At 45.4% G+C, this 12,954-nt stretch carries 9 protein-coding genes; 3 read left to right on the top strand and 6 right to left on the bottom strand.

Going from position 1 to position 12,954, the window contains the following annotated elements; genetic code table 11:
* Window positions 1–10: 10 nt before the first annotated feature.
* The gene (locus tag AC0L6N_RS12435; RefSeq protein WP_473474932.1) at window positions 11–2,098 is read right to left on the bottom strand and encodes a glycoside hydrolase family 31 protein; all 2,088 of its coding nucleotides are present in this window, start codon (window positions 2,096–2,098) and stop codon (window positions 11–13) included.
* 349 nt (window positions 2,099–2,447) lie between these two features.
* Between AC0L6N_RS12435 and AC0L6N_RS12430 the strand changes: the two genes are divergently transcribed.
* On the top strand, window positions 2,448–3,197 hold the full coding sequence (locus tag AC0L6N_RS12430; RefSeq protein ID WP_473474931.1) for a GntR family transcriptional regulator: 750 nt from the start codon (window positions 2,448–2,450) through the stop codon (window positions 3,195–3,197).
* A 111-nt stretch (window positions 3,198–3,308) separates the two neighbouring features.
* Here the strand turns inward: AC0L6N_RS12430 and AC0L6N_RS12425 are convergent, their stop codons facing one another.
* The 3 genes from AC0L6N_RS12425 to AC0L6N_RS12415 form a co-directional block, all read right to left on the bottom strand.
* Entirely contained in the window at window positions 3,309–5,294 is a 1,986-nt protein-coding gene (locus AC0L6N_RS12425; protein WP_473474930.1) for an alpha-amylase, read from the bottom strand.
* Between the two features lie 162 nt (window positions 5,295–5,456).
* Entirely contained in the window at window positions 5,457–7,424 is a 1,968-nt protein-coding gene (locus AC0L6N_RS12420) for an alkaline phosphatase D family protein (RefSeq protein WP_473474929.1), read from the bottom strand.
* Window positions 7,425–7,573: 149 nt separating this feature from the next.
* Window positions 7,574–8,077 (bottom strand): GNAT family N-acetyltransferase, encoded by a 504-nt coding sequence (locus tag AC0L6N_RS12415; protein ID WP_473474928.1) that lies wholly within the window; start codon window positions 8,075–8,077, stop codon window positions 7,574–7,576.
* A gap of 233 nt (window positions 8,078–8,310) precedes the next feature.
* Between AC0L6N_RS12415 and AC0L6N_RS12410 the strand changes: the two genes are divergently transcribed.
* Window positions 8,311–9,708 (top strand): hypothetical protein, encoded by a 1,398-nt coding sequence (locus AC0L6N_RS12410; RefSeq protein ID WP_473474927.1) that lies wholly within the window; start codon window positions 8,311–8,313, stop codon window positions 9,706–9,708.
* Window positions 9,709–9,803: 95 nt separating this feature from the next.
* On the opposite strand, the gene AC0L6N_RS12405 is transcribed toward AC0L6N_RS12410, so the two are convergent.
* On the bottom strand, window positions 9,804–10,886 hold the full coding sequence (locus tag AC0L6N_RS12405; protein WP_473474925.1) for an alcohol dehydrogenase family protein: 1,083 nt from the start codon (window positions 10,884–10,886) through the stop codon (window positions 9,804–9,806).
* Window positions 10,873–11,418, bottom strand: a complete 546-nt coding sequence (locus tag AC0L6N_RS12400) for a TetR/AcrR family transcriptional regulator (RefSeq protein ID WP_011575619.1) — start codon at window positions 11,416–11,418, stop codon at window positions 10,873–10,875. Before AC0L6N_RS12400 ends, AC0L6N_RS12405 begins: the two co-directional genes overlap by 14 nt.
* 205 nt (window positions 11,419–11,623) lie before the next feature.
* Here AC0L6N_RS12400 and AC0L6N_RS12395 point away from each other — a divergent pair, with 205 nt between their 5' ends.
* On the top strand, window positions 11,624–12,607 hold the full coding sequence (locus AC0L6N_RS12395; protein ID WP_473474923.1) for a DNA topoisomerase IB: 984 nt from the start codon (window positions 11,624–11,626) through the stop codon (window positions 12,605–12,607).
* The last annotated feature ends 347 nt before the right edge of the window (window positions 12,608–12,954 follow it).

Below are 12,954 nucleotides of genomic sequence, written 5' to 3'. Positions count from 1 at the left end.
CGCTCAAGGGCTATTTGGGCCAGTAATGGCTAATTTGCGGTTGCTGATCAGTCAACTCGTCCGTGTGTTCAACATCTGGCCCAAGTGGTATGCGCTTGCCCTTAGGTACGAACACGGCCATTTCTTGAGCGCCAAGGGTTAGGTTATAAACCTTGCCACCTTGGTAGGTTTGTTCACTTGGGAAGCGTTGCCATTCACCTTCGGGTAAGTAGAACTCTACTTCTCCGCCGGGTTTTAAGCAGGGAGCCACTAACATGTCATCACCGAACATAAACTGCGATTCAAACGCTGCCGCAACACGATCTTTGGGAAAGGCCAATGGCATCGCGCGCATCAAAGGTACACTTGTACTGCTTGCTTGTTGCATGGCGTTGTAAATATACGGTAGTAAGCGATAACGTAGCACCAATGCTTGGTTTACTGCATCTTCTGCTTCAGGGCCATAGCTCCAAGGTTCACGCTGACCTATGCCGTGTAAACGCATATGAGCGCTGAATACGGCGGCTTGTGACCAACGAATAAAGAGCTCTTGATCTCGGGTGTCTTTGAAGAACCCGCCAATATCAGTGGCAAAGAAAGGCGCGCCTGACATCCCCCACGATAAAGCACCGCGGATACTGGCGCTTAACCCGCCCCAATCGGCTTGTGGGTCGCCGCCCCATTGACTAGGGAAGCGCTGTGAGCCGGTCCATGCTGAACGGCTGAACAAGAAAGGTCCGTTTTTAGAATACTTCTCTGCGGCTTCGTACACGCACTTGTTGTATAGAAAGCTGTAAACGTTGTGCAAGCGGTTGCCTGAATCACCGCTGTAAGCAAGCATGTTGTCATCTTCGACCTGTTCACCGAAGTCGGCTTTTATCATATCAATGCCTAAATCAAACAAGGGCTTGTGTGATTCCATCCAAAACTGATATGCATCGGGGTGGGTGAAATCCACAATGCCGGACTCAGGTAGCGGCGTCAGCACTTCTGCAAACGCGCTCATGTCCCACTTGTATTGATACGCTTCGCCGGTGCGCTTGTCTTTTAATAACCAGCCTTTTTTGGCCATTTCGGCAAAAAGCGGATGCTGAATAGAAACCAATGGATATTCCCATATGCAGACTTTAAAATTATCAGCTTTGAGCTTATTGATCACCGCCGCGGGGTCGTCAAAGCGTTTGGGATCCCATTCAAAGGCAAAGCGGGTATCTGTGTCTTGCCATGCACGTCCGTCAAGGGTGATAACGTCGCACGGCATTTTGTGGTCGCGTACGTCTTTTGCCGTAGCCAATAATTCAGGCACATCCTTGTAATACGCTTTCGATAAAATAACCCCTAAGCTCCATACCGGAGGGGTCGGCGCTTTGCCGGTTAAATCTGTGTAGGTGTTGATAATGGCATTACCATCCTCACCGTGCATCAAGAACATATCTAAGCATTCATCTTCGACCAATACCCCGTAAGCACGTTGTGACCAAGTGGCATAACCCACAGCATGTGTTACCGGGGCAGGGGTATGCACAAATACGCCCCAACCGCTAGGGCTCCAACAAAATGGTGTGTTTTTGTAGGAAATTTCGGCATTTACGCCTAGCGCATCGTGGTTGTAAGAGCGCACCAGCTGACCGCGCTTATTAAGGCTACCCCATTTTTCGCCTAAGCCGTATACGGCTTCGTCGGTGTCGAGCTCTAGGCTTATTAACCAGCCTTTATCCACTTTGGCTAGAGGTGGTAAACGGTAGCGACGCACAAAGTGACCATCGGTCGCAGTTTGCTGAATTGTTTTACTGTTTTGTGATAACTCAAACGTGAAGGGGGTGTGGTTGATCACCAACTTACTGTCGCCAGCAATCAGGGTTGTTTGCTGCTCATTTGAAACGATATCTGCCGCTATTACATCCGGTGTGGATACGAGTAGACCATAGTCAGGCTGGTTTTTCGTGCCAATTTGTACACGCACACCAAACGTATGAAATGCGATGTGTAACTCACCTTGCGACGTCGGAATTAGTACACTGGCATCACTTTGCAAGCTCGCGGCGCCGGTCACTTCAGCTTGCTTTATATCGTTCCAATTCGGGGCAGTAACATCCAACACAGACGTAGTTATAGACATGAATTTTTCTCACTCGTGATAATGGCACAATGGGGAAGCGCAAATGCTAGCACTGAGGCGATGCAAGCAACCCTTACAATCTTATATAAGATATAAGTTATAGTAGTGTTAAATTCTTGTCAATCTTTGTTGGGTTTTAGTTGCATGCTGGGTTTTCCGTTATCCGAGTGTGCATATTAAGTGATTGAAACGATGCTTAAAACTAGTAGATATAGCGGGATTAATGCACTTCGCAAGAATGCACCGAATTGATCCTTAACAAAGTTTAATGTAAACCAAACGATAATATCTTGTATAAGACATACACTTAATATTACTCTTATATTTTGTTTCAACAAATTTGCCGTATATGAACGAAAATCGCTTTGACAACAAACTTAGCCGACCTGGTTTAGCTTTCCAACCTCTGTACAAACAGGTGGAAGAGCAAGTAACTCAACTTATTGTTGAGCAGCGCTGGAAGCCAGGTGAAATGTTACCCAACGAATTTCAGCTGGCCAGCGAGTTTGGCGTCAGCCAAGGCACGGTGCGTAAAGCGCTGAACAGCCTAACGAGCGCTAAAATTCTTACCCGCAGGCAAGGCATTGGTACGTTTGTTTCTGAGCATACGGGGCATCACGGACTTTATCGTTTTTACCCGCTGATTGCGGATGGTAAAAACCCAGAATTGCCCAAGGCTGAGCTATTGTCTATTTCAACGCAAACAGCCAATAAGAAAGTCGCTGCGGCCTTAGCACTCAACCCGAAAGACAAAGTGATTGTACTGATCAGGCGCCGTACTTTAGATAACGAGTTTTGTATTGCGGAGACTATTTTTTTGCCCCATAAATGGTTCAAAGCATTGCTTGATGAAAAAGAAGTGCCACATACGCTGTACCACTTTTATCAAACCAACTTTAACCTGACCGTACATACCATTCGTGACAGTATCAAAGCGGATCTCGCCACGCAAAATGACGTTGATACACTAGACATAAAACTTGGTGAGCCGTTGCTTGAAGTAACACGCATCGCTCAGTCGCTAAACGACAAACCGATGGAATACCGCATCAGTCGTTGCCGCAGTGACAAATACCATTATCTGGTGGAATTAAACTAATAACCTGCCTCATTGCTACTGACGTGACGCTGAAAAATAGCGGGTAAGGTTTACCCGCACGTGTTTTTAATTCAGCCTCTACCCCTCACAGATTGAAAGTCTAGCTGCTAACTAAAACGGCACGATATACGCAGTTGAACTGTTGAATTCGAATTGGTTTATCTTACCGCATTGAGCGAAATGATTGCTCGAAGGATAAGGTGTACCGATTTGCTGCACGTCGCCTTCAAAGCCTTGTCCGTTTTTTACATAGGCCTTGAGTTCGAACCAGCCGTTTACGGTTTTACTGCAATCCATTTGTACATCCAGCATCCAGTAATGCTCCCCCCACGCATTGAGTACTTCTTGTCCAAACCCGTCGTTGACCACTGTTTTGTGTGGGCCATAGCTGTCGGGCCAAAGGTGCGTCGTCCAGTCCATTGCGGTGCCTTGTGCAGCTGCATTTTGCGCGCTTTCAGCACCATACCAATCTAGGTATTGTTCACTTTGTTTCCACACCGCCGTGGTTGTGTTACGCAGATTATTGTGGGTGATTGGAATTGCACATTGATAGTTTTCTGCCGTGCAGGCCTTGCCTAATTGGCTGCTGGCATAGGCATGGTCTATACCGCCGCGCACGAACATATCCTGACCATTTTGCGTCTGTGCTTTAATGAATATGACCGTTCTTTGGTTATTTTGAGTAGGGGCAGAGTCTGTGATCTTTGCATTGTGATGAATCGCTATCGCATCAAAAGGAACCACGCTAAGGTTTATGGTTCCGTCGTTTTGTACGGTTACAACCTCCCCGGAACAGCTTTGAGCATCACTGGCAAGTTGACCTTTCAGTACATTGCAGTATTGTCCTGGTGCCATTGAAGTAGGTACGCTTGCGTTAAGTTGATAGCTCTCTTTATTGATGGCTACAAAGCCTGAGCTGCTGCGGCCAAAGGCGATTTGATTAGCACCATTATCCCACCAGTCGGACAGTGAGAAATCGTCATGGGTATTATTTCGAAAATCTACCGCACCAGCAATGTAACTCCAGCGATGTTCGCACTTCCAGTTTTGCCCAAAGCATTCAAGATTACCGTTATTGTGTACGCGCATATTGGGCGCACCTGCATCGGTATCAGAATGAAAGTCAAAGCTGGACATGACCTTTGGATATCCATAGGGATAGGCAAGCATAAACACATTTGCGAGATCGTATAACCTACCATCTTCAAACGTAATAACGTTGCCACCGCCACCGTGACCCCGCTGATTATCATGGTTGTCAACAAAGACCACTGCTTGGTAGCTAGGCATGAACCCCCAGTCTTCTCCAAAATTACTTAGCCACGCTAATTTACCATTTCGAAAGGTGTTACCTATTTCAACGCTGTACTTAAACTCGGTGACTAAGCCATTACTGGCATACTCACTGGCTGATACAGCTTCCCCGCCTTGATCGATGACCTCTTGAAATATCAAGGGATTGCCCGCGACTTTGGATAATATACTGGATATATCGGCACTAGGCATATGCTTCGCGGCATCTAATCTAAACCCTTTAACGCCTATGTTGGTCAAGTCACTTAAGTAGGCGGCGATGGTGTCTTGAACGTAAGGCGCGTCCGTGTCTAAATCAGCTAGGCCAACCAATTCACAATTTTGTACCTGTCCTCGGTCACTGTAGTTATTGATTGTGCAGGTTGTATGGAAATCTTGGGGGGAAAATATAGGGTACTGCTTGGCGCCAAAACTGCTGCCAGCAGTTCCATTTCCTGAGCCTGCCGCCATATGGTTAATGACCGCGTCTACGTAAATATCTACGCCTGCTGAATCACAGCGTTGCACCATGTCAATGAACTGCGCGCGGTTTCCCCCTCTGCTTTGCAACACGTAGCTAACGGGTTGATAACGAGCCCACCACTGCTGTGCGGTGATGTGCTCGTTTGGTGGCGATACTTGAACCGCGGCATAGCCTTTGGGGCCCAGAAAGGTTTCGCATTCGGTGGCTATGTCTTGCCAGTTCCACTCAAATAAGTGGACAAAAGTTGTGGGGGCTGCACTGCTTTGAGTGCTAAAACTAACTGCCAGTGCACAAGCAATGGTTTTTAAAGATGTCTTCATGAGCGTATCCCTTAGGTTGATCGTTTGGTCATTTGCTAAGGCATACGTGACGATATGTAACTGCTCCAAGCCGTGGCTGTGAAACCTTAAGGCAAGAGCAAAAAAATTACCAAATGAATACGTATGTAAATAAAATGTTTTGTTTATGTTCTCTAACTGTTTTTACCTTTCATGTCTTCGCATGTGTGGTGAGTTGACAATATCTGCTTCTTCAAACTGTATTTGTTGATCAAACAACAATTGGCTGATACTTGTTGGTTTTCCTTCATCGTCAAGTTCTACCAAGCCAATGCCCGAGCCGTTGACCAAACGCTCACCCGCAGACGCGTGCGAAGGCTTTAATGGGGTGACGCGCATGTTACGTCGTTTGGTAAATACATTTAACGGTGAATAAGGAGCGTATAACCAACGATTTAGCCTATCTAGCCAGTTGAGTAAACTCTCAGGAAAGGTATTGCGTAAGCCACTACTGGTGATTTGCCATATATCAGGGCTGTTGCGTCTTCGCTTTAATTTCACGTGGTAGGCGTAGGAGTAATGCACATCGCCGGATAAAATCACGAAGTTCTGCGGTGTTTTTCGGTGGGTGAATAGATTCAATAAGTAATTTGCACTGCCGGGGTGAGCCATCCAGTTCTCGGCATCCACCATCAGTGGTTTTCCAATACGGGTAAATACCCTTTGAATAGCTTCGATGAGTTTCACCCCAAATATAGGCGCTGGCGACACTAGCACCACAGCGGGCTCATTCATCAAAGCTTGTTGCAATTCAGTGAGTGACTCCCAATCCATCAAACCAGATGGTTTATTGGCGTTCGATTCTGACCACCAGCGCTGGGTGCGGGTATCAAGCACCAATAATTTGGGCGAGGTGGGCCATTGGTAATGCCATTGTTCAAACGCTAACAATGTGGTGATAGTTTCATCGTGTTCTGGGCAGCCTAAGTCCTGGAAACTCAATTGCACCTTTTGCAGTAATTCATTACTGAAGTTTTGCGGTGCGTTACCCCATCCTTGGCACAATAAATAGGCTATTAATGAATTACCTATTATTCGTCGGGAGAACACATTGCCGTAGGCCGCTTGTTCCCAGTCTGCGGTTAAATTCCAGTCGTCGGTTACATCGTGGTCATCGAACATCATGGGGCAGGGCAGGTGTGCCATGACGCGTCTTGCTTGTGAGAGGCCTGACACAAATTGTTCTATCAAGTCCAACTCGCTTTGATATTCTTCAACGCTTTGATCGCCTATTGCGCTTTGAACACCAGTAGAACTGGGTATATCAGTATTAGCAATTGCCCAGCACTCAGGAGACCAGCACAATAAATACATGGTGATGACCTCTGCAAACGACACCAAATGATTATTCGCGTGCACCGTGGTGAAGACCGGCTTTTCAGCGGACTTAAAAAGCGGGATCTTTAATTTTTGGCTTTGATTATCATTTGGTAAAATCTGTATGCGTTGATTGTATAAGGCCTGCTCAGTGTGCAAATCGTGGCTGTTGTTAACGGTTGAATCAGAAAAGATTTCGTCAACTATGCCCAGAGAGGGGATAACACTGTGAATGGCCGCTAACATGGGGGTTGCCACATCGTCAGCGTATATTTGGTCCCCTGTCATCATTATTAGACTCGGCCACCGCTGCGGGGAATCTTGCAGAGTACTCAGCAGGGTATCGGCAATCACTAAGCCGTCAGGGCTGTCATGATGAGGTTTGCGGCAAGAGCCATGCAGAATTTTTCGCAGTTTATGGTGCACCACAAAACCGGGAGTGGGGCGCTGTGGGTAACAAATATCACTGAGCAACTCGGTGAGCTTTACGTTGACTTTGTCTTGAGTCGTAAAGTCTAACTGATAGCCAATCCAACAGTCTTCGGGTAATGGGGTGTCGAGTGTCAGGTGCAATAAATGTATATAAAGATGTTCACCGACCTTAATGCTTCTGTGCTGGGGGATTTCACTGTCATTGGTTTGCTCAAGCGGGTAGGTTTGCGCAGTTTGACCTTCAGGTGAAAGCGACAAATTGATATCGATGGGTTGGTTGGTGACTAACCATAACGTCACTTGCTCGCACGTGAGTTTCTTTAGAATAGGCCCTGCGAGTACTTTTAACGCTGATTGCTGCAAATCGACTTCCTAATCCTGAATATCTAACGGTATAAACGGCTACTTTAACAATGTTCACTTGGATTGATCTACTGAGCCGTTAATTTTAATCCTTAAACAGATACATTTTGTCAGTGAAATAGGGTAATAACAGGCTTCACCCGTCGCTTTTAGCCATTGGCATCGTTAATAACGTTAGCGTAGAGATGCGTGTTATAAAACGAGCCCTGCTTGTACACCGCCTTTTTTAGGTAACCTTCAGCATTAAAGCCACATTTTTCTAGCACCTGGCAAGAGGCCAGATTGCCTTCAAATACACTGGCGTGTAAGCGCACTATTTCACTGTTGTTTTTCACTTCATCAATCAGCATAGAAAGTGCTTTTGAGGCGTAGCCCTTGCCCCAAAACTGCTCAGCCAACCAGTAACCGATTTCAGCTGAATACGTATATTCAAACTGGCCTGGCTCAGCACTCACACAGCCAACAAACTCACCGTCCACTTCAATTGCGCGAATAATGCCATTTTTACTGCCCTGTTCAATCCACCAAATGGCGTCATCTTCTGTGTACGGATAAGGAATGCGACTCGACAAAAAACGCGTCACGTTAGTCGTGTTTAAGCAGCGAATGAGGTGTGTCTTATCTTGTTGGGTAAAATGTCGTATTAGCAGCATATTCTCATTAAATTACCAATCGATACCTTTCGTGCCTATAAAAAAATTTTCGTTTTAGCCTGAATTGTTTCTGGCAACTGAGATGAAATGAGCAAACTAGCCTGTTGTGCTGAGAGTTTTTTTACCCAATAATAGCTTTAACCTTGTCTTGCATACTGTTCGCCAATTTTTGTTATTCGTCAATAAGATACACGAAGATGTTAAGACAAATATGATAATTTAAAAGGAAATTTATGAGATATCTGAATATGAAGGTGTTGTTAGGCGCTTGTCTTGCGATGTTGGCAAAAGAAAGCTCAGCCGCAGAACTATTACAGTTTTATCCTGCTTGTGATTATGGGGTTGTAGATACAATTAAAGTAAGTGGACGATTACGATTCTCGACAGGAAGCACTAATGCTGAATCGCTGGCAAAAACCAGATCGGAAGTCATTCAAGATATTCTAGACATTGCTAAAAAGCGGGGAGTTGATGGCGTCATCTTAACGAAAAAATCGGTTGTGTTAGATAGCTTGGCCTCGGAATCCCGCGTCGTACGCAACCGAGTCACATTCACTGCGCAACTTGTTAATAATTGCGCTACGGGGGCTGCCTTGTCATCAAAAGCAACGCCCTATGATGCAAGTGGTTTAAGGAAATTCGCCTTAAGTATTGAGTCAAAAATACGTGCTAAAAAACAACATACTATTACCTATCAAATAAACACTGACAAATTACCGCTGCCGCCCATTGAATCGTTCTCAATCGACTTTGAGCAGGGGGTATTTGGATTGCGATTACAAAGTACCTATGACGAAGCTGTGGCTTTATTTGGTAGCCCTGCAGGCGTATATGTCCTAGATAATGACTTATTGCTTGTCTCCTATGGGCGTGATCTTTGGCTTACATTCATCAATGACAAGCTGGTAAGTGTCACCAATCGAAATGTTTGGTTTAGCAATGAGCTTCTTAGTATGCTTGATTTTGATGCTCGATTTGAAAAGCAAGAGTGGCGTATTCTTAATAAGGTGTCATATGACATGCCTATGCTTGACGTTGAGAAAGCCATCAATACCCAGCAAGATTCGACACACACTGCAGTGCTTAAACATGCATCTCAAACCATTTCAATAGAGGGTATCGCTAAATCAGTAGAGCGAAATCGACAACCTGACTATTTAGCGAGTTTTTATTCTGTATCGCATCGCGATTTTGAGCCAAGTAGACTTGATGTCGCCCACAATACCCACATCGCGGATAGCTTAAGCCGATATATTAATGGGGATCTTGAGTTAGTTGATGTCGATACGTTGAAATCCTTAGCGATAGGAGAAGTCGCAAGTGATAAAGATACAAATTTGCTTATTTTGGATAACCACTTGGTCGTGGAGGTGACAGGTAGCACAGTGAATAGAGTGTATTTATTGGATTCGGTCTTTCGGCAAGATAAACTGACGATTAACAGCTCGTGGCAATTTGGGGCTTTTAAGCAGGGTCAGTCGATGGCTGCAGTGAAGAAGCTATTAGGGGATGATCTCTTTAGTTTTGACGACATGATTGAGGTGAGTGACGATAAATTTAATCAAGAGTTCTTTTTTGTTGACTACGAAGATGAGCTGCAACTGAGCTCAAGTGAAGTGACTTTTTATTGAAGAAAATCGACTACATGAAACTTGTTACATGAGTCTTAAGCGCCAATTTGGACGGCGCTATCAGATTTAAAACAAATTCAAATCAACTTTTAGAGTCAATCAATACTCAGCACTATCTTGCCTACATGATGTTTCTCGGTGAAGACTTTTTGAGCCTGCGCTATGTCTTTTAGCGGAAACGATTGGGCAACAATAGGTGAAATCTTACTCTGCTCGATGTAGTCCACTAAGTTTTGAAAAACACCAGCCTCTAATACTGTACAGCCAAAAAAGCTGAGATCTTTTAAGTACAGGGTTCTAACATCTAACTCGACGATTGGGCCGCCAATGGCACCGGCAACCGCGTATCGGCCGTGACATTTAAGCACATCAAGTAAATTAGGCCATGCGGACCCTGCAACCAAATCGATGACCACATCTATGCTATTCGCTTTTAGCGTTGCAAGTAAATCAGCATCGCGGCTGATGACTTCATCGGCACCTAAGGCCAACAGCTGTTCGTTTTTGGCTGGGCTGGTGAGCGCAATAACATATGCCCCACGTGCTTTTGCCAATTGTATGGCTGCTGAGCCTACGCCACCTGATGCACCCGTGATCAACACTCGTTCGTTAGGGGCTAACTGAGTACGAGTCAGCATGTTTTCAGCGGTCGAGTAGGAACAAGGGAAGGTGGCTAACGCTAGATCGCTCAACTCACTTTGAATAGCGAACGCATGGCGAGCATCAACTAGCGTATATTGTGCAAAGCCACCGTCGCATTCAGAGCCAAAATACCAAGGTGTATCTAACGTTTTTCCGTTCACTTGGCGAATGCAAGGCTCTATCAATACTCGTTCGCCAACACGGCTATTGGCGACCTGACTTCCGACCGCTACGATTTGGCCACACACATCGGCCCCTTGTATACGCGGAAAGGTCAATGCGTTGCCTGACCAACTTGCGTCTGCGCCATCAGCATCACTTTTAGAGTACCAGGCGGTACGTGTGTTAATGTCGGTGTTATTTACCCCCGCAGCTTCCACCCGTATCAGTACTTCATGATCTTTGGGTGAAGGAACAGCAATATCTTGATTGTACTGAAGCACTTCAGGGCCACCGTGACCAGTAAGTTGCACCCCCTTCATTTTTTTGGGAATAGCGACGATATTAGGGGCGTTAGTGATGTTAGGCATGTTCATTTTGCTCCATCATTTGTTGAACTGATAATTTTGCAGATTCGATAGATTCGTAGCCCAATATAGGCCACACATTAGAGACTCCCTCGTGAAGTAACAGTAACGCTGTGGCTAAGTGAGGCCGTTGAGCTCGTTGAGCTAACAGTAAACGTACATCGTTTTTGTGCTGTGAAACCGCCGCTTTTATTTCGAGGTTGTCAGGGAATGCCGCTAACGCTTGCAACGACATACACCCATGGGGGGCAAACTCTGTCATCCACTGATCAAGCCTCTCGAAAACCGCTAAAATCGCCTCTTTGCCATCTTTAATGCGGGCATCTGCTAAAAAAGCTAAATAGCGCTGATGTCTGTGGGTCAAGGCCGCGACAATCATTAACTCTTTTGAAGGATAATGTTTGTATAGTGTACGCAAGCTCACGTTACAGGCTGTTTTTAATTGTGAAACGCTGGCTTCAGCGAAACCATACTGGCTAAAGGCAGCCTCTAAACTTTCGGCAATTTGTGCTTTCAATGTCTGGCGCTCCAAGTGCGGCATTAAGGTAGAACGAAAACTCTACCTTTAGGGTAGAGTGAACGTTCTACTCTGTCAAGGACTAGGTCAAGTCGTTCTTTCCCGAAAGTGCCCATTGTTGGTGTTTTTTATTTCTCAAAAAACCGTAAGTAAGTGAACTAGCGACGGGTAAATGCAGTATGTAACTTATTAAAATAACTGCGCAATAAGGAATAAAAGGAGATTGGATATGGAGCGCTTTATTATTCGAAAACCATTTGGTGATAAGTTTACCTACCAGTACCCTTCTGGCAGAACGGTTAAAAACAAGGGCATTAAGCGCTGGGTGCAAAGCTTAGCGATCCCTCCTGCGTGGCAGGAGGTGCAAATTGAACTCGACCGCAGTGCTAAGGTATTGGCCTTTGGCCGGGACGCGCAAAATCGCAAACAATACATATACAATCCTAAGTGGACTGAGCAGGCCAGCGAGCAGAAATTTGAGCGCATTTTGCGCTTTGCCAAAGAGCTTTCCACTATGCGGCGCGTGACAGGGCAGCATATCACCCAGCGTCCTATCGACGAAAATGTGGTATTAGCTTGCATGACACGCATGTTAGATGACGCCTTCTTCAGACCTGGTAACCCAAGTTACACCAGAGACAACCAAACTTATGGCTTGACCACGCTGCGCGTAAAGCACATGAGCATTGAGCGTGGTCATGTAGAATTTGATTACGTCGGAAAAAGCCACAAACAACAGCACCGCGAAATCCACGACAATCATGTCACCAAGGTGTTAGCCCAATTGGAAAAAATGACTGGCTACGAATTGTTTGATGTCACACTACCGGATGGGGAGCGTAAAAATATTAGCGCACAGGATCTAAACCAATACATTGCAGAAGTAATGGGGGAAGATTTTAGCGCGAAGGACTTTCGAACATGGGCAGGCACGGTACTGATGGCTATCGCGCTTGACGAACTTGGTCCGGCCGATGATGAAAAGCTAAGCCAAAGTAATGTGCTAGCGGCAGTCAAAAAAGTGGCTGGCGAGCTTGGTAACACGCCAGCAGTATGCCGTTCAAACTATATTCACCCCGGCGTTATCCTGCACTACGAAAGTGGTCGTACTCTTGATTATTTTCGCAAACAACTCAAGCGCACGCGAGCCAAATACTTTAGCCCAGATGAAAAAGCCACCTTAAAACTGCTTGAATATCTAGTCGAATCTTAACTCTATCGTTTTAAATTATTTTTTATTAGGATTGTATTTATTAAATATATGCCTTGCTAAAGGTGAAATAGTATAAATGATACGCTGGAAGGGTTGTTGCTAGTTGTTATCAACTAGCAACAATTAGCACCAGGGAGGTACATAACAGTTCACTACGCTGTCGATAACTATTATGCCGAATTCACACACCAAATAGCATAGGTCTAGTGTAATTTTTGCGTAAATAGTGTGCATAGAGAGTGCATAAAATGTGCAGTAAAGCGATGGGTAATGAATTTTAATTCATCCTTTATAATAAATTAGCTGCCGGGTATATTTTGTTTCCCCCACATTGAGTACGCCAAACT

The organism is Paraglaciecola sp. G1-13, from assembly GCF_055809255.1.
This window is presented reverse-complemented; position numbering and strand designations above follow the sequence as displayed.